A 22,971-nucleotide genomic window follows, 5' to 3' on the forward strand; every position below is an offset into this window, starting at 1 on the left:
CTCTACCGCGCAAGCGATTCCGTTCGCTCTTCGGTCTTGCCGTCCATCGACGTGCACAGGCGCTTGAGATCGACGAGCGCGGCGCCATCGACGGCATTGAGCGCTTCCACGCGCGCGCCGAGCCGTTCGAGCGCCGCGACGATCTCGTCGATGCGCTGCGTCTGCGTCGAGGCGTGATCGATCAGGCCGTGGATCGCGAGCGACATGGGATCGTCGGCGTTCGGCGTGATGCCATAGGCGCAGAAACCTTCGTGCTTCGTTTCCTTCGGTCTGGAAACCGCCGGCATCACGATGCGCGCCGGATTGCCCACTGCGGTGCCGCCCGCCGGCACCGGCTTCACGACCACCGCATTCGAGCCGATCTTCGCCTCGGCGCCGATGGTGAAACCGCCGAGCACCTTCGCGCCCGCACCGACGATCACGCCGCGCTCGAGCGTCGGATGACGCTTCGCGCCGCGCGTGAGCGACGTGCCGCCGAGCGTCACGCCCTGATAGATCGTGCAGTCGTCGCCGATTTCAGCGGTTTCGCCGATCACGACGCCCATGCCGTGATCGATGAACACGCGCCGCCCGAGCGTCGCGCCCGGATGGATCTCGATGCCGGTAAGAAAGCGCCCGAGCTGCGACACGAAGCGCGCGAGCCAGCGCCATTGGCGGCGCCAGCACGCGTGCGCGAACCGATGCAGCACGATCGCGTGCAGCCCGGGATAACAGGTGACCACTTCCCAGGCGCTGCGGGCAGCGGGATCGCGCTCGCGGATGGCGGCAATGTCTTCGCGAATTCGGTCGAACATGGCGGTGTCTCGATGGTGGGAGGGGTCGCGCGCCGTTCCACGCCACGAGAAGCGCCTAAAGCAGGGAACGCGCAAAGCTTATATCGGCGGTCGCCGTTTTTCGCCGATTGTAGGGCGAGCGCGCCGCGTTTGCCCGATGCCCCCGATGGCAACGCGGTCGCTGCCATCCGGACAAACGGGCGCACGCGCGTTCAGTCTTTCCTGGCGCGAAGCAGGATGTGCTTGGCGATGCCGCGCAGGATATTCACCTCTTCGCGCTCCAGCCCCGAGCGCGCGAAGAGCCGCCGCACGCGCGACATCAGCTTCTTCGGATTGGCCGGATCGAGAAATTCGAGCGCGACGAGCGCCTCTTCGAGATGCGCGTACATGCCTTCGATTTCATCGCTCGCCGCGCTCTGCGCCGCCGGCTCGACGGCGGCAAGCAAACTCGCGGGCGCCTGGAACGCGAGCCGCAGCTCGTAGGCGAGCACCTGCACGGCTTGCGCGAGATTGAGCGAACTGTAGGCGGGATTGGCCGGAATATGCGCGAGCGCGCTGCAGCGCTCGACATCCGCGTTGGACAGGCCAGTGCGCTCGTTGCCGAACACGAGCGCGATGTCGCCGTGGCGCACGAATTCGTGCGCGCGTTCGGCAAGCGCGCGCGGCGGCATCTGCGGCGGTCCGTATTCGCGCATGCGGGCGGTCAGCGCCACCGACCAGCGCACGCCGACGAGCGCATCGGCGAGCGAGTCGACGACATGGGCGGACGCAAGCACGTCGTCGGCGCCGGAGGCCATCGCGATGGCTTCGGGCTCGTTCTTCACGTCGGCGACGCGCGGCGCGACGAGGACGAGGCGCGCGAAGCCCATCGTCTTGAGCGCGCGCGCGGCCGCGCCGACGTTGCCCGGATGACTCGGCTCGACGAGGATGAAGCGCGTGGACGTGAAGCCGCCGGCAGGCGCAAAGAGATCGTTGGGTTCCAAGGCGCGATGTGTATTGAATGTGCGAACCCGCCATGTTAACGCGCTTTGCCGAACAGCCGGAAACGCGCAGCCACTTTCGGGTAAAATGGCCCCTTCGCGCGCCGCGAACGATTGTCGCAGTCAGTCGAATCTTCGCGCGAACGCCCCGCTCTTATTCAATTCGTCTTTCGTCGACATAGTCGTTGTCGCCAACTTTTCCGCCTGCGCGTGTTCGTCGCTGAACGCGCCCGGCGGCCACAGGATTTCGCTCATGCATCCGATGCTCAATATCGCTGTCAAGGCCGCGCGCCGCGCCGGACAGATCATCAACCGCGCGTCGCTCGATCTGGACCGCGTCCAGGTCAGCAAGAAACAGCACAACGACTTCGTGACGGAAGTCGACAAGGCGTCCGAAGCCGCCATCATCGAGACGCTGCACACCGCCTATCCCGATCACTCGATCCTCGCCGAAGAGTCCGGCGCGACGGATCGCGAGTCGGAGTTCCAGTGGATCATCGATCCGCTCGACGGCACCACCAACTTCATCCACGGCTTCCCGTACTACTGCGTGTCGATCGCGCTCGCGCACAAGGGCGTCGTCCAGCAGGCCGTCATCTACGATCCGACCCGCAACGACCTCTTCACCGCATCGCGCGGCCGCGGCGCGTATCTGAACGAACGGCGCATTCGCGTCGGCAAGCTGGATCGGCTGTCGGATGCGCTGATCGGCACCGGTTTCCCGTTCCGCGACGGCCAGGGCCTGAACGGCTACATGCGCCTCTTCAGCGAAATGACGCTCTCGTGCGCGGGCCTGCGCCGTCCGGGCGCGGCGGCGCTCGATCTCGCCAACGTCGCGGCCGGCCGCCTCGACGGTTTCTTCGAGCAAGGCATCCATCCGTGGGACGTGGCGGCGGGCAGCCTGATGGTGACGGAAGCGGGCGGGCTCGTCGGCAATTACACGGGCGAATCGGATTTCCTGTTCCAGAACGAGATCGTCGCCGCCAATCCGAAGGTGTACGCGCAGATGATCAAGATTCTCGATCCGTACTCGCGCACGCGTCTGACGGGCGAATAAACCGCCTCGAAAGGGCGCGCCCTGCGCCCTTTGGTTTTCCCTCCTCTCGCGTCCCGGGCGCGTCCCCTGCTCTGCAACGAACGCGGGGCTCCGTTACAGTGCAATCTTTTGCCCTCGCCACCCGAAGGTGACGCTTCGTCGCGCCCTTCCCCGTCTGTCCGCCGCGCGCCGCGCCACACGTCACTCCCGCCATGAAGAAAGGCTTCTACACGATCATCGCCGCGCAGTTCGTTTCGTCGCTCGCCGACAATGCGCTCCTGATCGCCGCGATCGCCATGCTCGCCGTCGTGCAATCCGCGCCGTGGGTCACGCCGCTTCTGCAAATCTTTTTCACGATTTCCTATGTCGTGCTCGCGCCATTCGTCGGCGCATTCGCCGATGCGATACAGAAACGCCACGTCATGTTCATCTCGAACGCGCTCAAGGCGGGCGGCTGCGCGATGATGATCGCGGGCGTGCATCCGATGATCGCGTATGGCGTCGTCGGTCTCGGCGCGGCGGCGTATTCGCCCGCCAAGTACGGCATTCTCACCGAGCTGCTGCCGCCGCAAAAGCTGATCGCGGCGAACGCGTGGCTCGAATCCGCGACCGTCGGCTCGACGATTCTCGGCACCGTGATCGGCGGCGCGCTCGTGAGTCAGGTCGTCGCGCGCTGGGTCACGCACGCGCATCTGCCGCTCGTGAGCACCGCCGCGCACGCCGCGCTCTTCGCGGTGATGGTGATCTATGCGTCGGCGGCCGTCATCAACGTGTTCATTCCGGACACCGGCGCGCGCTATCCGAACCTCCTCACCGAGCCGACCCGGCTCGTCGGCGATTTCTCCCACAGCTTCAAGGTGTTGTGGAAAGACAAGCTCGCGCAGATCGCGCTGTGGGTCACGACGCTGCTGTGGGGCGCGGCCGTCACGCTGCAACTGCTCGTGCTCAAGTGGGCCGATGCGAACCTCGGCCTGTCGCTGTCGAAGGCCGCCGTGCTGCAGGGCGTGACGGGGCTTGGCATCGCGCTCGGCGCCGCGGCGGCGTCCGCGTGGATCGTGCTGCGGCAATCGCTGCGCGTGCTGCCGGTGGGCGTCCTGATCGGCGCGGTGGCGGTCGCGATGGCCTTCTACAACAAGGATCTCTTTCCTGAGGGCGCGGGCCTGCAGATCGGTCCGTTCTTCGCGCCGGCCTACATCCTGATGGCCTATCCGCTGATGATCGCGCTGGGCGGTCTGTCGGGCTTTTTCATCGTGCCGATGAACGCGATCCTGCAGCATCGCGGCGCGACGCTGCTGTCCGCCGGGCATTCCATTGCGGTGCAGAATTTCAATCAGAATCTCGCCGTGCTCTCGATGCTCGGCGCGTACGCGCTGCTTCTGACCGTCAAGGTGCCGGTGCAGTGGATCATCGTCGTATTCGGCCTGTTCGTCTGCCTGATGATGGCGCTCGCGATGCGCCGCCACAGCCAGAACGAACGCGAAACGGACCTGGGCGCGCTGGTCGAGGAATGAACCTTGCTCAACGGTGTATTCTGGGTCCATACCCCGGCTGCGGGGTACGGCGATATTCCTCGGCAACGTCACTAAAGGAGCAAGGAAATGGGATTGTTCACACGTTCGACGCTCGACAGCAAGATCAATGGCGCAGCCGATCTCGGCCAGCGCGCGGTGCGAGGTGCGAGCGACGCGGTCGATTCGGCCAGCGGCCAGTTGCGCAGTCTGCTGGATGATCTGGAAAGCTCGATACTGAACGCAAAGGATATCGATGCGGACAAGCTGCGCAAGGAATTGCAATCGAAGCTCAAAACTGCCCGCTCGCAGATGAACGGCGCGAGCGGCGCGATTTCGGGCAAGCTCGGCGATGCAGCCGGATACGCCGACGATTTCGTGCATGACCGGCCGTGGCATACGCTCGGCGCGGTGGCGGGGCTCGCATTGCTCGTCGGTTATCTCGCTGGGCGCGCGTGACGCGCACCAGTCCTCTCGGACTGCCGCCGCAACGGTGAAGCATTCGTTCCGGCGGCGGGCATTACCCTCGCCACACGCGAGCGGGCACGCCTTGCCCGCTCACATCTGCTGAATTACCCTTCGCCAGCAGCGCGCTGCTAGCCGTTCGGCCGACTCGCGCTCATCCGGCGACAGGTTAAACTCTTGCCCTATCGGCTCATTCGCGCCGGCGCAACCTCGCGCCCGGCCGTCTGGTCATTCCGGCTTCCACAGCACGCAAGATGGGCAATCACACGGCAATTCCCGACACTTCCTTCGATAGCGGCGCGCCACTCGCGGACCTGTCGCAGCACACGCCGATGATGCAGCAGTATCTGCGCATCAAGGCGGAACATCCCGGCACGCTCGTTTTCTACCGGATGGGCGATTTCTACGAGCTTTTCTTCGACGATGCGGAGAAAGCCGCGCGCCTGCTCGATCTCACGCTCACCCAGCGCGGCGCGTCGGGCGGCAATCCGATCAAAATGGCGGGCGTCCCGCACCACGCATGCGAGCAATATCTCGCGAAGCTGGTCAAGCTCGGCGAATCGGTGGCGATCTGCGAACAGATCGGCGATCCGGCGACCTCGAAAGGTCCGGTCGAGCGCAAGGTGGTGCGCGTCGTCACGCCCGGCACGCTGACCGACGCAGCCCTGCTCTCGGACAAGAGCGATGTCTATCTGCTCGCGCTGTGCCCCGCGCACAACCGGCGCGGCGTGGTGACGAGCGTCGGCCTCGCGTGGCTCAATCTCGCGAGCGGCGCGCTGCGTCTCGCGGAGGTCGCGCCGGGGCAAGTAAGTACTGCGCTCGAGCGCATCCGCCCGGCGGAGACGCTCATCGCGGATTCGATCACGGACGCGCAGTCATCGCTCGGCGTGTCGAATCCCGGCGCGACCACGCGCGTACCCGCCTGGCATTTCGATGTCGGCTCGGGTACGCAGCGCTTGCGCGAGCAACTCGATGTCGCGAGTCTCGACGGCTTCGGCGCTCAGACGCTCACCTGCGCGTGCGGCGCGGCCGGCGCGCTCCTGCTTTACGCCGCCGCGACGCAAGGCCAGCAGTTGCGTCACGTGCGCAGCCTGAAGGTCGAATACGAATCGGAATACATCGGGCTCGATCCCGCCACGCGCCGCAACCTCGAACTCACCGAGACGCTGCGCGGGACCGAATCGCCCACGCTGTTCTCGCTGCTCGACACCTGCTGCACGACGATGGGCAGTCGGCTGTTGCGCCACTGGCTGCATCATCCGCCGCGCGATGCATCGATTGCGCAGGCGCGTCAGCAGGCGATCGGCGCATTGCTCGACGCACCCGTGAACGGCGGGCTCGACACCTTGCGCGGCGCGCTGCGCAAGATCTCGGACATCGAGCGCATCACGGGGCGGCTGGCGTTGCTGTCGGCGCGGCCGCGCGATCTGTCGAGCCTGCGCGACACCTTCGCCGCGCTGCCCGATCTGCGCGCGCTCGTAGCGGCCGTGGCGGCGCATGCGTCGGCGCTGGAGCGCATCACTGTCTCGCTCGAACCGCCGCACGAGTGTCTCGATCTCCTGACGAGCGCCATCGCGCCCGAACCTGCCGCGCTGATCCGCGACGGCGGCGTGATCGCGCGCGGCTACGATCCGGATCTCGATGAATTGCGCGATATTTCGGAGAACTGCGATCAGTTCCTGATCGAACTCGAAGCGCGTGAGCGCACGCGCACGGGCATCGCGAATCTGCGCGTCGAGTACAACAAGGTGCATGGCTTCTATATCGAGGTCACGCGCGGCCAGACCGACAAGGTGCCCGACGACTATCGCCGACGTCAGACGCTGAAGAACGCCGAACGCTACATCACGCCCGAGCTGAAAACGTTCGAGGACAAGGCGCTGTCCGCGCAGGAGCGCGCGCTCGCGCGTGAACGCGCACTCTATGACGCGCTGTTGCAGAACCTGCTGCCCTTCATCGCCGATTGCCAGCGTGTGGCGGGCGCGCTCGCGGAACTCGATCTCCTGTGCGCGTTCGCCGAACGCGCCCGCGCGCTCGACTGGGTCGCGCCGCAATTCACCGCCGATGCCGGCATCGATATCGAACAGGGGCGGCATCCGGTCGTCGAGGCGCAGGTCGAGCAGTTCATCGCCAATGATTGCTGTCTCGGCCAGGATCGCAAGCTGCTGCTGATCACCGGCCCGAACATGGGCGGCAAGTCGACCTTCATGCGCCAGACCGCGCTGATCGCGCTGATGGCGTATGTCGGCAGCTATGTGCCTGCGAAGCGCGCGCGTTTCGGCGCGCTCGATCGCATCTTCACGCGCATCGGCGCGGCGGACGATCTCGCGGGCGGGCGCTCGACCTTCATGGTCGAGATGACGGAAGCAGCGGCGATTCTGAACGACGCGAGCGCATCGAGCCTCGTGCTGATGGACGAGATCGGGCGCGGCACGTCCACCTTCGACGGCCTCGCGCTCGCCTGGGCTATCGCACGGCATCTGCTCACGCACAACGGCTGCTACACGCTGTTCGCCACGCACTACTTCGAGCTCACGCAATTGCCCGCGGAATTCGCGCAGGCGGCGAACGTACATCTGTCGGCGGTCGAGCACGATCACGGCATCGTATTCCTGCACGCGGTGAGCGAGGGTCCGGCGAATCAGAGCTACGGCTTGCAGGTCGCGCAGCTCGCGGGCGTGCCGGGCGCGGTGATCCGCGCGGCGCGCAAGCATCTCGTGCATCTGGAGCAGCAGTCGATCGGCCAGCCGACGCCGCAATTCGATCTGTTCGCGAGTCAGCCCTACGCGCCGTATGAGGACGAGCCGCGCGACGCTGAACCGGCGCCGGCCGAAGCGCCCGAACATCCGGTGATGGACAGGCTGCGCGCGCTCGACCCGAACGAGCTGCGTCCGCGCGATGCGCTCGATCTGCTCTACGAACTGCATGAACTGGCGAATCGTCCGCCGGATGCCGCGCGTTGAGCGTGGTGTCGCCGCGCGCCTGACGAGCGCAGTATCGATCGCAATCGCGCTCGGGTGCATCGCCATGTCACAGGCGCATGCCGAAGGCAGCGCGCCGCTCGGCTTCGCCGTCATCTCCGACGCCCTCACCCGCCCCGCCGACGAAGCCCCGGTGCGCCGCATGCTCGACGCGATCGGGCGTGACGGCAGCATCGCGTTCATCGTCTACGACGGCAATCTGAAGGGCGGCGCGGAGCCGTGCCGGGACGGCATCTATCAGTCGCGGCATGATCTGCTGGACGCGTCGCGCACGCCGCTCGTGCTGCTGCTCGGTCAGCACGACTGGGCCGATTGCGGCCTCGCGCACGCGGGCGCATACGACCCGGTGGAACGGCTCGATTTCGTCCGCCAGCTCTACTTCGCGGATGCCGGTTCGCTCGGACAAAGCCCGCTCAACCTTGCGCGCGAAAGCGATGTCGCCCGCTTTCGCACGTTCCGGGAAATCGTGCGCTGGCAGGCGCAGGGCATCGCGTTCATCGGTCTGAACGTGCCGAGCCCGAACAATCACTATCTGACGGCCGGTGGGCGCAACGGCGAGTTCGAAGACCGCACCGTCGCGACGACGTTCTGGATCGAGCACGCGGCGGAATCGGCGCGGCGCAGCGAGATGCGCGCGCTCGTCGTCATTCTGCAGGGCGATCCGGATTTTGCGCGCTACGAACGGCGCGAGCGCTTCGGCTGGCTGCGCTTCTCGCGCTCGAACCAGCCGCGCGACGGCTTCCTGGAACTCAAGCGCAGCCTCGCGAAGGCAGCGGAAATCTTTCGCGGGCCGGTCATCGTGATTCACGGCACCGATACGCCCGAGCCCAACGGCTTTCATATCGATCAACCTTTGCGCAATGACAAGGGCTTGATCGTCACCAATCTCACGCGCGTCGCGGTGGCGTTCAGGAAGCCGCAAACGCAATGGCTCGAAGTGCAGAGCGATGCGCAATGGCATCCGCCGTTTCGGCTGCGCGTGCGCGATGTGAAGGAGGGGCGCACGCGCGATTCGGCCGCATCGACGCCCGAAGCGCCCGCGCAATCGAGCACGCCTTATGCGCCTTATCCGGCGCCCTACCCCGCGCCCAATCCCGCGACCCAACCGACGTTGCCCGCGTCGATACCGCCGCCGGAGTCGCTGCCCGCTCCGCCCTCGATGCCGCTGCCCGCCTCCGAGCTTCCGCCGATCCTCACGCCGCCGCCGCAGTCTTCGCCGCAGTCGCAATCGCAATCGCTGCCGCCGATCTATTCCGTGCCCGCATCGGGCGTACGCAACGACACGAGCGGGCAATAAAAAACGCAGCCGAAGCTGCGTTTTTCAGTAAGCCGATGCGCTCGATCAATGCAGCGTCGGACCTGCATCCTTGCGCGGTTCGTCGTCATCATCGTCATCTTCATCGACGACCTGCAGGCCGTCCGCGCCATGCGCGTGCTGATGCTCGATCTCGTCATCGGTCGCAGTACGCACTTCCTGCACCGACAGCGAGAAGCGCAGCGCCATGCCCGCGAGCGGATGATTGCCGTCGAGCACGACTTTGTCTTCGGCGACATCGGTCACGGTGTAGATGAGCGAGTCGATGTCGTCATCGCCGTCTTCCGGCGTGCCTTCGAACTGCATGCCGACTTCCAGCGGCTCCGGAAAGCGGCTGCGCTCCTCGATCTTCACGAGCTCGGGATCGTACTCGCCGAACGCGTCTTGCGGTTCGAGCTGAATGAGCGTTTCATATCCGGCCTCGTGACCGTCGAGCGCTTCCTCGATCTTGGGGAACGTGCCATCATAGCCGCCGTGCAGATAGACCATCGGCTCGTCGCTCTCCTCGATCAGATTGCCTTGCGCATCCGATAGCTTGTAAGCGACCGAAACGACAGTGTCTTTCGCAATTTTCATTGGATCCTCCAAGATACAAGCCTCGATTATACGATGCCCAAGCGGCCCCAAGACGCAACACCAATCCCTGTTTCCGGCCTTCCCGAGCATGCTCGCGCGGCTCTGCCGGATGAACCCACACCCTTGTTGGGCAACCGCACGCCGCGACAGTTCATGCGGCGTTACTGGCAGAAAAAGCCGCTTCTGATCCGGCAGGCCATCCCCGACATCGCGGCGCCGCTCGCGCGCGACGAACTCTTCGAACTCGCCGATCTCGACGACGTCGAGTCCCGTCTCATCACCCATTTTCGCAAGACGTGGAATCTGGAGCACGGCCCGTTCGCGCCCGACGAATTGCCTTCAGTGAAGAAACGCGAATGGACGCTGCTCGTGCAGGGCGCGAACCTGCATGACGATCGCGCGCACGCGCTGATGAACCGCTTTCGCTTCATTCCGGACGCGCGCCTCGACGACCTGATGATCTCGTATGCGACGGACGGCGGCGGTGTCGGACCGCACTTCGACTCTTATGATGTGTTTCTGCTTCAGGTTCATGGCAAGCGCCGCTGGCGTATCGGCGCGCAGCGCGATCTTTCGCTAAAACCCGGACTGCCGTTGAAAGTTTTACAGCACTTCGAGCCCGAGGAAGAGTGGCTGCTGGAGCCCGGCGACATGCTGTATCTGCCGCCGCACATCGCGCATGACGGCATCGCGGAAGGCGAATGCATGACCGCGTCGATTGGCTTTCGCGCGCCCTCCACGCACGAGCTCACGGCGCAGTTCCTCTATCATCTCGCCGAGCGCAGAGACGATGCATCGGAAGCCACCCGTTCCCACACGCGCTATCGCGATCCGGCGCAGGAACCGGTGGCGAATCCGGCGGCGTTGCCCGCCCTGCTCGTCGAGCGGGTTGGCGCGATCCTTGCGAACGTCAACTGGACTGAAAAGGATATCGCGGCGTTTCTGGGCACTTATTTGAGCGAGCCAAAAGCCAACGTCGTATTCGACTCGCCGGAGCGCGCGCTCAATGAGCAAAAATTTGTAGAGCGAGCGAAAAAAACGGGCGTAAGGCTGGATAGAAAGACTGTTTTGCTCTACAACGCAAGGTCATTTTTCATAAATGGCGAAGAGCAGGCGTTGTCTTCGAAGCTCAAAAAGTGGCTCCCTGAATTGGCCGATACTCGGCATCTGGAGGCGAAACGCTTTGTAACACTTACAGACGATTCGTCAATGACAGCGCTGCTACACGAATGGTATCGTGCGGGCTGGCTTCGGATGGGTGCTTTGCCTTGACTGGCTTGACTTCACGAGACTTCCTGACACGCTGCGGAATACTGGTATTTTGCTGTTCCGCAATATGAAAGTTTGTATGAGAAAGACAACGTATCGTCCCCTGATTTATCGACGGTCGTTACGAAAGTGCCTATAATTTCCGGCCAAGCCGTAGGAAGTCTCACACAAAAAAGAATTGTGAGTCTCCACAGCGGCCCAGGTCGGTGTTGGAGCACACATTACCGGTACTTTGCGCTGTTGCTTACCTTTAACCATAAAAGGACGTGATCATGAAGAAATCCCTCCTCGTAGCATCCCTGTTGGCTGCTGTTGCTCTGGCTGCATGCAACAAGTCTAGCGAAACGGCTGCTCCGAGCGCTGCAAGCGATACGTCGGCTGCTTCGGCTCCGGCTGCTGCTGCTTCGGACGCAAACGCTGCTGCATCGAGCGCTTCGGCCGCTGCAAGCGACGCAGCTTCGGCTGCTGGCGCAGCTTCGGACGCTGCCGCTTCGGCTGCTGCTCCGGCATCGGGCGCAAGCCAGTAAGGCTTGTCGGCGCTTCGGCGCCAAGGCATGCGCCGCTCGATGCGGCCTGCCAACGAAAAAACCGGCTCTTGGGCCGGTTTTTTCATATCTGCTTTCTGCGTTTTCTATCGCGCCATGTGCGCGTATTCAGAGCGCCAGCCAGTCGAAGCCTTCCGCTTGCGTCGCGACCACTACGTCGATCGCCGACGCGCCCAGCACCGCCGCAAGCGCCGCCTGCGCCAGATGCGGCAGATTGTTTTGCTGACTGAGATGAGCGGCCACGAGATGACGCAGCCTGGAACGATCGAGCGATGCGAGTATGGCCGCCGCCGCTTCGTTATTCAGGTGTCCATGAGTCCCGCCGATGCGCGCCTTCAGCGAGGGCGGATAGCGGCTCGCGGCAAGCATGCCGACATCGTGATTGGATTCGAGCACGAGCGCGTCACAGCCGCTCAGGACGCTCGTGATATGCGGCGTCGACACACCCACATCAGTCAGCACGCCGAGGCGGCAGGCGCCGTCTGAAAAGACGTATTGCAGCGGCTCGCGGGCATCGTGAGGCACGGTGTACGGCAGCACGCTCAGATCGCCGATGGCCACACTCTCATCGCCCCACAGCACGTGCAGGTCGACATCGGCTTCGTCGGCGCCGATCGCGCGCGCGGTGCCCCAGCTCATGTGCAGTGGAATGGACCATCGGCGCGCGAGCGTCAGCGCACTGCCGATATGGTCCGTGTGCTCGTGCGTGATGACGATGGCGTCGAGATCCTCGGCGCGGCAGTTCAGACGCGCGAGGCGACGCTCGACTTCCTTGCCGGAAAATCCGCAGTCGAGCAGCACGCGCGTCGTCGTCGTGCCGCTCGATGCCTCGACGAGCAATGCATTGCCCTCGCTGCCGCTGCCGAGACTGGCGAATTTCACAATGTCTTCAGAAGTCGTTTAGTTCAACTGCGCGTGCAGCAATGAAACGATGCGCTGCGCATCGGACGAGGTGTCCGGCTGCCCGTTCGCATCGACGACGCCGACCTGCGTGACCGCGTCCGCCTTCGGCCGCACGTTGACGAGGAACTGACGCGTCGGCTTCGGCGTATTGCCCGAGAAGAACTTGCCGAACAGTCCGTCCTTCTTCAGCTCCGCCATGGAGTCCGAATAATGGACGTAGTAAATGCCCTTGTCGCGATCGCGATTGTCGACCGTGAAGTTGGTGCGATCGAGCGCGAGGCCCACGCGCAGCCATGCGCGATCGAACGGCTCGGCGAGATCGAGCGTGGAGCCGCCCGCGCTCTGGTCCACCGCCACCTTCGCGCCCGACGGACGCGCCTGCGCCATCAGCTGCTGCGACTGCTTTTCGGTCAGGCCAAACTTCTGCATCAGCTTCGTGAGCACCGCGGCTTCGAGCTGCGGATTGCGCGGACGCGCTTCCCAGCGCGACGAAGTCTTGTCCTGCCCCGTCAGCACTTCTTCCATCGCGCTGTGCGTGACCGAGATATCCGTCGAGCCGTCCGACGCGCGGTCGACCTGCGTACGGAACATGTCGCGCGTACCCGACGAATACGCGAAGTCGAGCAGCTTGCCCACGCTATTGCGGAACCAGTCGTTCGGAATGTTCGCGCGGTTCTCCGCCCAGTCGGTCGCCATGATGCCGGTCTGCGGCGCGTCGGTCTTGAGTGTGAAGCCGTTCTCTTCCCAGAACTCCTTCAGCGGTCCCCAGATCTGATCGGGCGAACGGCCATCGACGACGAGCCAGCGGCGGTCGCCATCGCTTTCGACGTGCATGCCGAACGGATCCTGCGCGTTCGGCACGCCGAGCGTCGCGTTGCCGGCCGGCGTGACCGCGCGTTCCGCGGCGCCGCCCAGCGCGTTGATCTTCGGCGGCGCGGCATAGCGCTGGCTGATGTCGGCCGTGCTCAGATCCGACGGAACGTTGAGCGACGGTGCGGTTTCAGCAGCCTTGTAGTTGACGCGATCCGGCGCGAGCCAGTCGTTGAGCGTGTCGCAACCTGCGAGCGCGAAGATCGCGCCGGCGCCGAGCGACAGCATGCTCAGGCGTTTGGCGTGAGTAAGAAGAGCGGAACGTTTCATGAGGTCCTTCTTTGCTGCTGATGACGCATTGCCTCGCGCCGATGCCGCTCTAGCCGAGCGGATCATCGACGCAGATGTCGAGGCCAATGAGCGGCGGTTGATGACTGAACGTGAGCTTCATTCCGTTCACTTGCGGCGGCGCGGACTTTCGATTCTTTGTGACTTGCCGTGCCGCCACGGGTGATCAGGCGAGCAGCCCGGACTCGCGCAACGCATCACGCACGACGTCGTGATAGCGCGCGTCGAGCGGCGTGAGCGGCAGGCGGATGCCGCCTTCCATGCGGCCGAGCGCCTGCAGCGCCCATTTGGCCGGAATCGGATTCGATTCGCAGAAGAGTTGCTTGTGCAGCGAAAGAAGCTTCAGATGGATGCGGCGCGCGGTGATCGCATCGCCTTCGATCGCGGCGCGGCAGAGCTGGCTCATTTCCTTCGGCGCGACGTTGGCCGTCACCGAAATGTTGCCGTGGCCGCCCAAAAGCATCAGCGCGATGGCCGTGGGATCGTCGCCGCTGAAGATCGCGAAGTTCGCCGGCGCGTGCTTGATCAGATGCGCCGCGCGATCGATGTTGCCCGTCGCTTCCTTCACGCCGATGATGCCCGGCACGTCCGCGAGACGCAGGATGGTCTCGTTGCTCATGTCGGCGACGGTGCGGCCCGGCACGTTGTACAGGATCACCGGCAGATCGACCGCTTCCGCGATGGTGCGGAAATGGCGGTACATGCCTTCTTGCGTCGGCTTGTTGTAATACGGGACGACTTGCAGCGTGGCGTCGGCGCCGACCTTCTTCGCGTGCTTCGAGAGCTCGATGGCCTCGGCCGTCGAATTGCCGCCCGCGCCCGCGATGATCGGGAAGCGCTTGGCGGCGTGCTCCACCGCCGTCTGGATCATCAGGATATGTTCTTCGACCGACAGAGTGGCCGATTCGCCGCTCGTGCCGACCACGACGAGACCGTTCGACCCTTGCTCGACGTGCCAGTCGATCAGTTTTCGAAACGCCGGCAGATCAAGACTACCGTCCTCGTGCATCGGTGTGACGATGGCAGGGATGCTGCCGCGGATCTGGATGCCGCCGTGTGTTCCGTTTGTCATGAAACTCTATGAATTTAATCGTGAATTTAATCGCAAAAAGCGATATTACGCGATTGTAGCGGATTAGCCGGTCAGCGCGTAACGTGGCGGACGCGGCGGTGTGTTACTAATCGTGAGCGGGTTTTCCGCTGACTGCGGTTCGCGAATCGCGCAAATCCGCTGCACGTAGGCAGGACGCGGGTCGTCGACGAATCCGTCTTCGAAGGCGATCACGCGCAGCCGAGCGCGCACCGCGTCCAGCAGTTCGCCCGGTTCTAGCAGAAACGCCGGATTCGACGGCTTGCCGATACTGCCGTTACCCGCCGCGAACGTCTCGTAGATCAGCACGCCGCCGGGCGCGAGCGCGTCGATCAAGTGCCCGAACAGCGGCCGATGCAGATAGTTGGTCACGACGACCGCATCGAACATTCGGTCGCCCGGAAGCGGCCAGGGCGCGCCTTCGATATCGGCACTGAGCGTATCGATGCCCGCGATCGACGACATCGACGCCAGCGCCTCGGCGTCGCGATCCACGGCCAGCACGGCAAACGCGCGCGCCGCGAGCCAGCGCGCGTGCCGCCCGCGACCCGACGCGACATCGAGCACCGCACCGCCGGGCGCGGCGAGATGCACCCAGCGGGCGACCCACGGGCTCGGCGTGCTTTCCATCAGTTGTAAGACAGGCCCATGGCCTCGCGCACGTCGCGCATGGTCTCGGTGGCGAACTTGCGCGCCTTGTCGCAGCCGTCCGCGACGATCGCGCGCAACAGCGACGGATCGTCCATGTACTTCTGCGCGCGTTCCAGCATGGGCTGCTGCTCGCGCAGGATGCCCTCGATCACCGGCTGCTTGCACTCCAGACAGCCGATGCCCGCGCTGCGGCAGCCCTTCTGCACCCATTCGTGGGTCTTTTCGTCGGTGTAGACCTGATGCAGTTGCCAGACCGGGCACTTGTCCGGATCACCCGGATCGGTGCGGCGCACGCGCGCCGGGTCGGTCGGCATCTTGCGGACCTTCTGCTCGATGGTCGCGGCATCCTCGCGCAGGCCGATGGTGTTGCCGTAGGACTTCGACATCTTCTGCCCGTCGAGGCCCGGCATGCGCGACGCTTCGGTCAGCAGCACCTGCGGCTCGACGAGGATGAGCTTGCGCGCTCCTTCGAGATAGCCGAACAGCCGCTCGCGATCGTTCATCGACAGGCTTTGCGACTCCTGCAACATCGCGCGCGCCTGTTCGAGGGCTTCGTCGTCGCCTTCCTGCTGATAGGCGACGCGCAGCTCGTGATACAGCTTGGCGCGCTTGCCGCCGAGTTTCTTAGCCGCATCGAGCGCCTTTTCCTCGAAATCCGCTTCCTTGCCGTACAGATAGTTGAAGCGGCGCGCGATCTCGCGCGTCATCTCGACGTGCGGCACCTGATCCTCGCCGACCGGCACGAGCGACGCGCGGTACAACAGGATGTCCGCCGCCATCAGCACCGGATAGCCGAGAAAGCCGTAGGTCGACAGATCCTTCTCGCGCAGCTTCTCGATCTGCTCCTTGTAGGTCGGCACGCGTTCGAGCCAGCCGAGCGGCGTGCCCATGCCGAGCAGCAGCGAGAGCTCGGCGTGCTCGGGCACGCGGCTCTGGATGAAGAGCGTCGCCTGCGCCGGATCGATACCCGATGCCAGCCAGTCGATCAGCACTTCCCAGACGTTTTTCTCGATGACCTCGGGCGTCTCGTAGTGCGTCGTGAGCGCGTGCCAGTCCACCACTGCGAAGAAGCACGGATATTCGGACTGCAACCGCACCCAGTTTTTCAGCACGCCGTGGTAGTGGCCGAGGTGCAGCGACCCGGTGGGCCGCATGCCGGAGAAGATACGGTCAGGGAACATGATCTTATGGGAATAGTGAAGCGAGGGGATTCAGAATAGCCGACACCGCCGTATAGCCGACATTCACGAGCGGCCCGAGCCAGAAGCGCGTCAGCACGCCGGTCACGACGAGCGCCATGACGATGAAGAAGCCGTAAGGTTCGAGCTTCGAAAACGCGATCGACGCGCGCACCGGCAACAGCGCCATGACGACGCGGCCGCCGTCGAGCGGCGGCAAGGGAAAGAGATTCAGCACGCCGAGCACCAGATTCACGCCGACGCCCGCCGCCGCCATGCGCGTGAAAAACGGCTCGTCGACATGAAAGGCTGCGAGCAGCACCGCGATCACGCCCCAGACGATCGCCTGCACGAAGTTGCTGCCGGGGCCCGCCGCGGCGACCCAGAGACTGCCCCAGCGCGGATTGCGCAGATTGCCGAAGGCCACCGGCACGGGCTTCGCGTAGCCGAACATGAAGGCGCCGCTCGTCACGAAGTAAAGGACGATCGGAATCACGATCGTGCCGATCGGATCGATGTGGCGCATCGGATTCATGGAAACGCGGCCCAGCACGTAGGCCGTGTTGTCGCCGAGCAGTCGCGCGGCGTAGCCATGCGCGGCCTCGTGCAGCGTGATCGCGAAGATCACCGGGAGCGCGTAGACCGCGATGGTTTGTATCAGGGAGGAGTCCATGGGGCGGTATTGTATCAAGCGGGCAAGTCGAATCAGACGCGCGCGACGGCGCCGGGCGCGCACTATTTCGCCCATCATGTGCGATAACACTTAGTCGGGGCTTACGCCCGTGTGCGTCAGTGCACGGCGCGCGTGTGAACAGACACTACGCCGTGAGCCCGAACGGTTCGAGACTGCCTCTCCCCGCGCGCACGAGCACTGGCTCCCCCGATGAAAGGTCGATCACCGTCGACGGCTCCGCCGGACACGCGCCGGCATCGATCACGAGTTCGACCTGCTTTTCCAGCCGCTCGCGGATTTCCTCGGCGTCGTTGAGCGGCTCGGTGTCGGGCGGCAGGATCAGCGTCGAGGCGAGCAGCGGCTCGCCGAGCGCCTCCAGCAACGCAAGCGTGATCGCGTGATCCGGCACGCGCAGACCGATCGTCTTGCGCGACGGGTGCGAAAGCCGGCGCGGCACTTCCTTGGTCGCCTGCAGCACGAACACGTAAGGCCCCGGCGTCACCGACTTGATCAGCCGGTACTGCTGGTTGTCGACCATCGCGAAATTGGACAGCTCGGAAAGATCGCGCACGAGCAGCGACAGCAGTTGCTTGTCGTCGATACCGCGAACGCGCCGCAATCGCTCGACGGCGTCCTTGTCGTCGAGATGGCAGGCGAGCGCGTAGCTCGAATCCGTCGGCAACGCGACGAGACCGCCGTCCTTGATGATCTGCACGGCTTGATTGATGAGCCGTGGCTGCGGATTGTCGGGGTGAATGCGAAAAAATTGTGACATGGCGACGCCTTATTGTTTCGATCGTTATCGCGAAGGCCGGGCGCGGCGCGGATCACGCGCGAGCGCGCCCGACGCGATGTGCGTGCGGAAAATCACCGGTGATGCAAAGACCGTGCGCGCGAGGAAGAAATACGCGCGCCGAAGGAGCGCTACAGCCAGCGCTCCCAGACGGGCGTGAGATCGTCGGGCAACGGCGGAAGCCGGCCGAGATCGACACGCCCTTCGCCCGCGTCGTGGAAGTCCGAGCCGCGCGACGCCTCGAAGCCGTAACGGCGCGCGACATCCGCATACTCGCGGTATTGATCGGGCGTGTGGCTGCCCGTCACGACTTCGATGGCGCGGCCGCCGAGCTGGATGAACTCGTCGAAGAGCGCGGCGAATTCGACCGGCGTGTAATCGTAGCGACCCGGATGCGCGATGATCGGCTCGCCCCCCGCATCCTTGATCCATTTCACGGCGTCCGCAAGCTTCGCCCAGCGATGCCCGACGAAACCGGGCTTGCCGTCGCCGAGATAGCGCGAGAACACATCCGAGGTGGACTGCGCGTAACCCGCCTCCACCAGATACCGCGCGAAGTGGGTGCGCGAAATCATGTCGGGGTCGTCGGTGAAGCGCAGCGCGTTCTTGTAGCAATCCGGAATGCCGATCGCCGCGAGCGCCTCGCCGATCGCCACGCCGCGCGCCGCGCGCCCGTCGCGGGTGCATTCCAGCCCCTTGAGCAGCGCTTCGTTGTTCGGATCGACGTTCATGCCGACGATATGCACCGTGCGCGACGCCCACGTCACTGAAATCTCGACGCCCGGCAGATAGCGCATGCCGAGCGCCTCGGCGGCCTCACGCGCTTCCTCTTGCCCGCCCAGCTGATCGTGATCCGTGAGCGACCACAGCGTCACGCCGTTCGCGTGCGCGCGCGCCGCGACCTCGGCGGGCGCGAACCGGCCGTCGGAAACGGTGGAATGGCAATGCAGATCGGCGTTCATCATCGGCTCTTGGATATCACTCACATTCTAACTGTAACGGCATGACACGCCAGTTATGTAGTTCCTTCGTACCGCGCGCAGCTCACGCGCAGAATGATTCGATCAGCGCAGCGACGCGCTCCGGCTGGTCGTGATGGATCATGTGACCGGCGCCATCGACGATTTCCTCACGCCAGTCGGGAAAGACGGCGAAACGCGTCTTGAACTCGGCGACCGGCGTCTGGCCCGCGAAGGTCGCGAGCGTCGGCGAGTCCTTCGCCTCGACGTGCAGCACCGGCGCCGTGACGCGCGCCCACGCCGCGCTGACTTCATCCAGCCGGTACAAGGTCGGACCGCGCAACTTGTGGGCCGGATCGGCGAGCAGATGAAAGCGCCCGTCGGCTTCCTCGCGCGACCAGTGCTGCGCGAGGAAACGCGCGCGGGCGCGCGGCAGACGCGGATTCGTGCGGATCAGCCGGTCGGCGACTTCGTCGAGGCTCGCGTAGCTGCGCAGTTCGGGCGGCACGCGCAGATCGTCGAGCCATTGGCCGATGCGCCCCGGCGACTGCGATGCGCGCGCCGCCGGCAATCCGAAGCCTTCCAGGTCGACCACGCGCCGCACGCGCCCGGGCCGCACGCCCGCGTACAGCAAGGCGACGTTCGCCCCCATGCTGTGACCGACGAGATTCGCCTGCGCGCCGGGCGCGTATTGGTCGAGCAGCACGTCGAGATCGGCGAGATAGTCCGGAAAGTAGTAATGGCCGCCGCCTTTCTCCGCGACCGGCCAGTCCGATAATCCGAAGCCGCGCGCGTCGGGCGCGAGCACTTGCCAGCCGCCAGCCAGCGCATCGACGACAAACTGGAACGACGCGGATACGTCCATCCAGCCGTGCAGCATGAAGAGCATCGGGGCGTCGGGCGCGCCCCAGTGGCGCACATGCAGCCGCACGCCGCGCGCATCGACGAATTCGGAGCGCGATTCAGTCATGTGTGGCCTCGAATGTAAAAAAGGATGATCGTTCGATTATAGCGGCGATGCGCGCGCCCTACCCGGCGTCGTCGAGGCCGGCGAGCGCGCGCAGTTCCGCTTCGTCGAAACCGGCCTCGCGGCGCGCCTCGAAGTTGAACGGTCCGCGCAGCTTCGGCGCGTGGTATTGCGCGGCGAGGCGTTCGTAGGTCGCGTGCGGGTCGAGATTCGCGCCGTCGCAGAGAAAACGGAACCAGCGATTGCCGATCAGCACATGGCCGATCTCATCGCGCAGGATCACGTCGAGAATCGCCGCCGATGCGTGATCGCCCGCCTGCGCGAGACGCTTGCGGATCGGCGGCGATGCGTCGAGTCCGCGCGCCTCGAGCGTGCGAGGCACGAGCGCCATGCGTGCAAGTACGTCGTCGCGCGTGCGCTGCGCCATTTCCCACAGTCCGTCATGCGCGGGAAAGTCGCCGTAAGCGTGGCCGAATTCCGCGAGACGCGCGCTCAACAGCGAGAAGTGATAGGCCTCCTCGGCCGCGACTTTCAACCAGTCGAGATAAAAATCACGCGGCATCGACGAAAAGCGCCAGGCGGCATCGAGCGCGAGATTGATGGCGTTGAACTCGATGTGCGCGAGCGCGTGCAGCAGCACGGCGCGCCCCGCATCCGACTGCATGCTGCGCCGCTTCAGCGACGACGGCTCGACGAGCGCCGGACGCGCCGGCCGTCCGGGCAGATCGGCGGGTTCTTCGAGCGTGGCTTCGGGATCGATGCGCGATGGCTCGGCGCGCACCGCGTCGAACAATGCGCGGGCGCGCGCCGCCTTGGTCGCAGGCTCGCGCTCGCGCAGGATGGCGAGCGCCGCGCGGCGCGCGCAGGTTTCGGCTTCGGAGGAAATCACGAGGTCGTGCATCGAACTATCTCAAAAAACGGCGTCGAAAATCGCGGTCGCAGCGGACGCTTACAGCAAACAGCTAAAATGGTAATCCCGGCGAACGCCACGCATCGCGCAACAGTCGGCGCAACGACGACGGCCATGACCGTCGAGCCGCACCGGCAGGCGCGCATTTTAGCGCCGCCAGCGCCCTACCCTCACGACATCAAGCCCAGGAGACAAAGTGGCCATCTACAAACTCGGCGACGACGCCCCGACCATCCACGAAAGCGTGTTTCTCGCGGACACCGCGACCATCATCGGCCGCGTGACGCTCGAGGAAAACGCGAGCGTCTGGCCCGGCGCGGCGCTGCGTGGCGATAACGAACCGATCGTCGTCGGGCGCGGCAGCAACGTGCAGGAAGGCGCCGTGCTGCATGCCGATCCCGGCTTTCCTCTGACGATCGGCAACGATGTCACCGTCGGCCATCAGGCGATGCTGCACGGCTGCACGATCAAGGAAGGCGCGCTGATCGGCATTCAGGCGGTGGTCTTGAATGGTGCGGTAATCGGCCGCAACTGTCTGGTTGGCGCGGGCGCCGTCGTCACCGAAGGCAAGGTGTTCCCGGACGACACGCTGATTCTCGGCTCGCCCGCGAAGGCGGTGCGTGAAATCGGCGAGGCGGATATTGCCCGCATGCGCGCGGCCACGGCAAGTTATGCCGACCGGCGCGAATATTACAAGGCGCAGCTCGTGCGCATCGGCTGAAACATCGGCTGAAACCCGGAAGAACGGGCGAGCTTCAACATTCAAGGAAGAGTTGTGAACGACCAGTTGCAGAAATTCATGTTCAACGCGGCGCCCGTGCGCGGCGAGATCGTCTCATTGCGCCACACGTGGCAGGAAGTGCTCGCGCGCCGCGCCTATCCGGCGGCCGTGCGCAACGTGCTCGGCGAAATGATGGCCGCGTGCGCGCTGCTGTCGGCGAACCTCAAGTTCGACGGCACGCTCGTCATGCAGATCTACGGCGACGGCCCGGTGAAGATGCTGGTCGTGCAGTGCGATTCGAGCCTTGCGTTACGCGCCACCGCGAAGCTCGCCGAAGGCGCTGGAAGCGAGCTCGACAACGAAATGTCGCTCGCCGACCTCCTGAACCGCCACGGGCGCGGCCGCTGCGTCATCACGCTCGATCCCACCGACAAAAAGCCGGGTCAGCAACCGTATCAGGGCATCGTGCCGCTGTCGGGCGAGCACGGCCCGCTTGCGTCGATGGCCGAGGTGCTCGAGCACTACATGCATCACTCCGAGCAGCTCGACACGCGGCTGTGGCTCGCCGCCGATACCGATCGCGCCGTCGGCATGCTGCTGCAGAAGCTGCCGGGCGATGGCGGCATCGTGCCGCATCCGGGCGAGCACGACGCGGACACCTGGCAGCGCGTCTGCCATCTCGGCAGCACGCTGTCGACGGCGGAGCTGCTGAAGGAAGAGCCGGAGACGGTCTTCAAGCGTCTGTTCTGGCAGGAAAACGTGCAGCATTTCGATCCCGCGCCCGCGCGCTTCCAGTGCTCGTGCTCGCGCGGCAAGGTCGGCGGCATGCTGAAGATGCTCGGCCGCGAGGAAGTCGACAGCGTGCTCGAGGAGCGCGGCAACGTCGAGGTGCACTGCGAGTTCTGCAATCAGCGCTACGACTTCGACGCCGTCGACGTCGCGCAACTTTTTGTCGCAAAAGAACTCTCACAAGGCGTGAGTCCGGCGCCGGACCAACGGCACTGAGCGCGCCGCAAAGCCTCGTGCAGCGGGCGTCGTGTCGTGTTCATCGCAGGCGCCGGAGCACGGCGCGCGGTCGTCGCGCCCACCCGCGGCGGGTGTTCGATCCGGCCTGCCGCGCGCTATGATTGGAGTCTTGCTTAGTTGTCCGACCCGCTGGAGGTCGCAAATGAATACCGCAACGCTCAACTGGAAATTGCTGCCGTGCCTCGCCGGCGTCGCGCTCGTCGCCGGCTGCATGATGGACCCGCCCGGCCCCTCGCCCATCTATAGCCGCCTGCCCGATACACCGCCGGCGGTCCAGCAGACGCTCACGCCGCAGCAGCAGATGGAGCGCTACAACGCCATCGACAAGCAGGCGCTCAACGAATCGCAGCAGGCCGCGGCCGCGGGCAATGCCGCCAAGACCATGTCGCAGTTCTCTGCGCCCATGCCGGTGTCGGTCTACGGCGGATATTCCAGCGGCGGCTGGGGCGGGCCTTACTGGGGCACAGGCGTCGGAGTCGGCACCTGGTGGTGAG

The 22,971-nt window shown here is 65.0% G+C and carries 24 protein-coding genes; 10 read left to right on the forward strand and 14 right to left on the reverse strand.

What is annotated here, in order from left to right; translation table 11 throughout:
* Nucleotides 1-2: 2 nt before the first annotated feature.
* The 3 genes from cysE to BTHE68_RS37150 all read right to left on the reverse strand — a co-directional run bounded on the left by cysE (nt 3) and on the right by BTHE68_RS37150 (nt 2,008).
* Complete coding sequence (gene cysE / locus BTHE68_RS08245; protein ID WP_162065907.1) at nt 3-794, reverse strand: serine O-acetyltransferase; 792 nt, start codon at nt 792-794, stop codon at nt 3-5.
* Between the two features lie 191 nt (nt 795-985).
* Entirely contained in the window at nt 986-1,756 is a 771-nt protein-coding gene (locus tag BTHE68_RS08250; RefSeq protein ID WP_162065908.1) for an RNA methyltransferase, read from the reverse strand.
* A gap of 120 nt (nt 1,757-1,876) precedes the next feature.
* Complete coding sequence (locus BTHE68_RS37150) at nt 1,877-2,008, reverse strand: hypothetical protein (RefSeq protein WP_286202772.1); 132 nt, start codon at nt 2,006-2,008, stop codon at nt 1,877-1,879.
* Between BTHE68_RS37150 and BTHE68_RS08255 the strand changes: the two genes are divergently transcribed.
* The 5 genes from BTHE68_RS08255 to BTHE68_RS08275 all read left to right on the forward strand — a co-directional run bounded on the left by BTHE68_RS08255 (nt 2,007) and on the right by BTHE68_RS08275 (nt 9,040).
* Nucleotides 2,007-2,810, forward strand: coding sequence for an inositol monophosphatase family protein (locus BTHE68_RS08255; protein WP_162065909.1), 804 nt, complete (start codon nt 2,007-2,009; stop codon nt 2,808-2,810). The genes BTHE68_RS37150 and BTHE68_RS08255 overlap by 2 nt on opposite strands.
* Before the next feature lie 191 nt (nt 2,811-3,001).
* The gene (lplT, locus tag BTHE68_RS08260) at nt 3,002-4,300 is read left to right on the forward strand and encodes a lysophospholipid transporter LplT (protein ID WP_162065910.1); all 1,299 of its coding nucleotides are present in this window, start codon (nt 3,002-3,004) and stop codon (nt 4,298-4,300) included.
* Between the two features lie 87 nt (nt 4,301-4,387).
* Entirely contained in the window at nt 4,388-4,756 is a 369-nt protein-coding gene (locus tag BTHE68_RS08265) for an ElaB/YgaM/YqjD family protein (RefSeq protein WP_162065911.1), read from the forward strand.
* 260 nt (nt 4,757-5,016) lie between these two features.
* Nucleotides 5,017-7,725: a DNA mismatch repair protein MutS gene (gene mutS, locus BTHE68_RS08270; RefSeq protein ID WP_162065912.1), complete on the forward strand. Its 2,709-nt coding sequence runs from the start codon at nt 5,017-5,019 to the stop codon at nt 7,723-7,725.
* A 64-nt stretch (nt 7,726-7,789) separates the two neighbouring features.
* Complete coding sequence (locus BTHE68_RS08275; protein WP_232077867.1) at nt 7,790-9,040, forward strand: hypothetical protein; 1,251 nt, start codon at nt 7,790-7,792, stop codon at nt 9,038-9,040.
* 45 nt (nt 9,041-9,085) lie between these two features.
* Here BTHE68_RS08275 and BTHE68_RS08280 read toward each other — a convergent pair whose 3' ends face one another.
* On the reverse strand, nt 9,086-9,634 hold the full coding sequence (locus tag BTHE68_RS08280) for an FKBP-type peptidyl-prolyl cis-trans isomerase (protein ID WP_162065913.1): 549 nt from the start codon (nt 9,632-9,634) through the stop codon (nt 9,086-9,088).
* Nucleotides 9,635-9,667: 33 nt separating this feature from the next.
* Between BTHE68_RS08280 and BTHE68_RS08285 the strand changes: the two genes are divergently transcribed.
* Together BTHE68_RS08285 and BTHE68_RS36810 are read left to right on the forward strand one after the other, a co-directional pair.
* The gene (locus tag BTHE68_RS08285; protein ID WP_162065914.1) at nt 9,668-10,906 is read left to right on the forward strand and encodes a cupin domain-containing protein; all 1,239 of its coding nucleotides are present in this window, start codon (nt 9,668-9,670) and stop codon (nt 10,904-10,906) included.
* Between the two features lie 269 nt (nt 10,907-11,175).
* On the forward strand, nt 11,176-11,430 hold the full coding sequence (locus BTHE68_RS36810; RefSeq protein WP_074168913.1) for a hypothetical protein: 255 nt from the start codon (nt 11,176-11,178) through the stop codon (nt 11,428-11,430).
* A gap of 126 nt (nt 11,431-11,556) precedes the next feature.
* Here the strand turns inward: BTHE68_RS36810 and BTHE68_RS08295 are convergent, their stop codons facing one another.
* The 10 genes from BTHE68_RS08295 to BTHE68_RS08340 all read right to left on the reverse strand — a co-directional run bounded on the left by BTHE68_RS08295 (nt 11,557) and on the right by BTHE68_RS08340 (nt 20,721).
* Nucleotides 11,557-12,330 carry an MBL fold metallo-hydrolase gene (locus BTHE68_RS08295; protein ID WP_162065916.1) on the reverse strand — a complete coding sequence of 258 codons (774 nt, stop codon included), beginning with the start codon at nt 12,328-12,330 and terminating at the stop codon, nt 11,557-11,559.
* 18 nt (nt 12,331-12,348) lie between these two features.
* Nucleotides 12,349-13,491, reverse strand: a complete 1,143-nt coding sequence (bamC, locus tag BTHE68_RS08300) for an NlpB/DapX family lipoprotein (protein ID WP_162065917.1) — start codon at nt 13,489-13,491, stop codon at nt 12,349-12,351.
* A 184-nt stretch (nt 13,492-13,675) separates the two neighbouring features.
* The gene (gene dapA, locus BTHE68_RS08305) at nt 13,676-14,581 is read right to left on the reverse strand and encodes a 4-hydroxy-tetrahydrodipicolinate synthase (protein ID WP_162065918.1); all 906 of its coding nucleotides are present in this window, start codon (nt 14,579-14,581) and stop codon (nt 13,676-13,678) included.
* A gap of 63 nt (nt 14,582-14,644) precedes the next feature.
* Nucleotides 14,645-15,229, reverse strand: a complete 585-nt coding sequence (locus BTHE68_RS08310) for a class I SAM-dependent methyltransferase (protein ID WP_162065919.1) — start codon at nt 15,227-15,229, stop codon at nt 14,645-14,647.
* The gene (locus BTHE68_RS08315; RefSeq protein WP_162065920.1) at nt 15,229-16,431 is read right to left on the reverse strand and encodes a tryptophan--tRNA ligase; all 1,203 of its coding nucleotides are present in this window, start codon (nt 16,429-16,431) and stop codon (nt 15,229-15,231) included. The genes BTHE68_RS08310 and BTHE68_RS08315 overlap by 1 nt, the downstream gene beginning before the upstream one ends.
* A gap of 4 nt (nt 16,432-16,435) precedes the next feature.
* Nucleotides 16,436-17,101 carry a site-2 protease family protein gene (locus BTHE68_RS08320; protein WP_061177269.1) on the reverse strand — a complete coding sequence of 222 codons (666 nt, stop codon included), beginning with the start codon at nt 17,099-17,101 and terminating at the stop codon, nt 16,436-16,438.
* 145 nt (nt 17,102-17,246) lie between these two features.
* The gene (locus BTHE68_RS08325; protein ID WP_162065921.1) at nt 17,247-17,876 is read right to left on the reverse strand and encodes an L-threonylcarbamoyladenylate synthase; all 630 of its coding nucleotides are present in this window, start codon (nt 17,874-17,876) and stop codon (nt 17,247-17,249) included.
* Nucleotides 17,877-18,025: 149 nt separating this feature from the next.
* Entirely contained in the window at nt 18,026-18,856 is an 831-nt protein-coding gene (locus BTHE68_RS08330) for a 3',5'-nucleoside bisphosphate phosphatase (RefSeq protein WP_162066833.1), read from the reverse strand.
* An 82-nt stretch (nt 18,857-18,938) separates the two neighbouring features.
* Nucleotides 18,939-19,823, reverse strand: coding sequence for an alpha/beta fold hydrolase (locus BTHE68_RS08335; protein ID WP_162065922.1), 885 nt, complete (start codon nt 19,821-19,823; stop codon nt 18,939-18,941).
* Between the two features lie 58 nt (nt 19,824-19,881).
* The gene (locus BTHE68_RS08340) at nt 19,882-20,721 is read right to left on the reverse strand and encodes a ferritin-like domain-containing protein (protein WP_162065923.1); all 840 of its coding nucleotides are present in this window, start codon (nt 20,719-20,721) and stop codon (nt 19,882-19,884) included.
* A 205-nt stretch (nt 20,722-20,926) separates the two neighbouring features.
* On the opposite strand from BTHE68_RS08340, the gene BTHE68_RS08345 reads away from it, so the two are divergent.
* From BTHE68_RS08345 to BTHE68_RS08355, 3 genes are all read left to right on the forward strand, one after another.
* Nucleotides 20,927-21,451, forward strand: a complete 525-nt coding sequence (locus BTHE68_RS08345; protein ID WP_162065924.1) for a gamma carbonic anhydrase family protein — start codon at nt 20,927-20,929, stop codon at nt 21,449-21,451.
* 54 nt (nt 21,452-21,505) lie between these two features.
* Complete coding sequence (gene hslO, locus BTHE68_RS08350) at nt 21,506-22,456, forward strand: Hsp33 family molecular chaperone HslO (RefSeq protein ID WP_162065925.1); 951 nt, start codon at nt 21,506-21,508, stop codon at nt 22,454-22,456.
* A gap of 163 nt (nt 22,457-22,619) precedes the next feature.
* A complete protein-coding gene (locus BTHE68_RS08355; RefSeq protein WP_162065926.1) occupies nt 22,620-22,970 on the forward strand; it encodes a hypothetical protein in 351 nt (116 codons plus the stop codon).
* Nucleotide 22,971: the final 1 nt, after the last annotated feature.

The organism is Burkholderia sp. THE68 (assembly GCF_009938265.1).
Taxonomy (GTDB): Bacteria; Pseudomonadota; Gammaproteobacteria; order Burkholderiales; family Burkholderiaceae; genus Caballeronia.

Excerpts from the sequence above, each read along its gene's own strand:
- dapA (WP_162065918.1), bottom strand. The coding sequence starts at position 14,581 with ATGACAAACGGAACACACGGCGGCATCCAGATCCGCGGCAGCATCCCT.
- BTHE68_RS08355 (WP_162065926.1), top strand. The coding sequence starts at position 22,620 with ATGAATACCGCAACGCTCAACTGGAAATTGCTGCCGTGCCTCGCCGGC.
- BTHE68_RS37150 (WP_286202772.1), bottom strand. The coding sequence starts at position 2,008 with ATGAGCGAAATCCTGTGGCCGCCGGGCGCGTTCAGCGACGAACACGCG.
- bamC (WP_162065917.1), bottom strand. The coding sequence starts at position 13,491 with ATGAAACGTTCCGCTCTTCTTACTCACGCCAAACGCCTGAGCATGCTG.
- BTHE68_RS08335 (WP_162065922.1), bottom strand. The coding sequence starts at position 19,823 with ATGACTGAATCGCGCTCCGAATTCGTCGATGCGCGCGGCGTGCGGCTG.
- BTHE68_RS08320 (WP_061177269.1), bottom strand. The coding sequence starts at position 17,101 with ATGGACTCCTCCCTGATACAAACCATCGCGGTCTACGCGCTCCCGGTG.
- lplT (WP_162065910.1), top strand. The coding sequence starts at position 3,002 with ATGAAGAAAGGCTTCTACACGATCATCGCCGCGCAGTTCGTTTCGTCG.
- mutS (WP_162065912.1), top strand. The coding sequence starts at position 5,017 with ATGGGCAATCACACGGCAATTCCCGACACTTCCTTCGATAGCGGCGCG.
- BTHE68_RS08280 (WP_162065913.1), bottom strand. The coding sequence starts at position 9,634 with ATGAAAATTGCGAAAGACACTGTCGTTTCGGTCGCTTACAAGCTATCG.
- BTHE68_RS08310 (WP_162065919.1), bottom strand. The coding sequence starts at position 15,229 with ATGGAAAGCACGCCGAGCCCGTGGGTCGCCCGCTGGGTGCATCTCGCC.
- BTHE68_RS36810 (WP_074168913.1), top strand. The coding sequence starts at position 11,176 with ATGAAGAAATCCCTCCTCGTAGCATCCCTGTTGGCTGCTGTTGCTCTG.
- BTHE68_RS08315 (WP_162065920.1), bottom strand. The coding sequence starts at position 16,431 with ATGTTCCCTGACCGTATCTTCTCCGGCATGCGGCCCACCGGGTCGCTG.
- BTHE68_RS08275 (WP_232077867.1), top strand. The coding sequence starts at position 7,790 with ATGTCACAGGCGCATGCCGAAGGCAGCGCGCCGCTCGGCTTCGCCGTC.
- BTHE68_RS08285 (WP_162065914.1), top strand. The coding sequence starts at position 9,668 with ATGCCCAAGCGGCCCCAAGACGCAACACCAATCCCTGTTTCCGGCCTT.
- cysE (WP_162065907.1), bottom strand. The coding sequence starts at position 794 with ATGTTCGACCGAATTCGCGAAGACATTGCCGCCATCCGCGAGCGCGAT.
- BTHE68_RS08330 (WP_162066833.1), bottom strand. The coding sequence starts at position 18,856 with ATGAACGCCGATCTGCATTGCCATTCCACCGTTTCCGACGGCCGGTTC.
- BTHE68_RS08255 (WP_162065909.1), top strand. The coding sequence starts at position 2,007 with ATGCATCCGATGCTCAATATCGCTGTCAAGGCCGCGCGCCGCGCCGGA.
- BTHE68_RS08340 (WP_162065923.1), bottom strand. The coding sequence starts at position 20,721 with ATGCACGACCTCGTGATTTCCTCCGAAGCCGAAACCTGCGCGCGCCGC.
- BTHE68_RS08265 (WP_162065911.1), top strand. The coding sequence starts at position 4,388 with ATGGGATTGTTCACACGTTCGACGCTCGACAGCAAGATCAATGGCGCA.
- BTHE68_RS08325 (WP_162065921.1), bottom strand. The coding sequence starts at position 17,876 with ATGTCACAATTTTTTCGCATTCACCCCGACAATCCGCAGCCACGGCTC.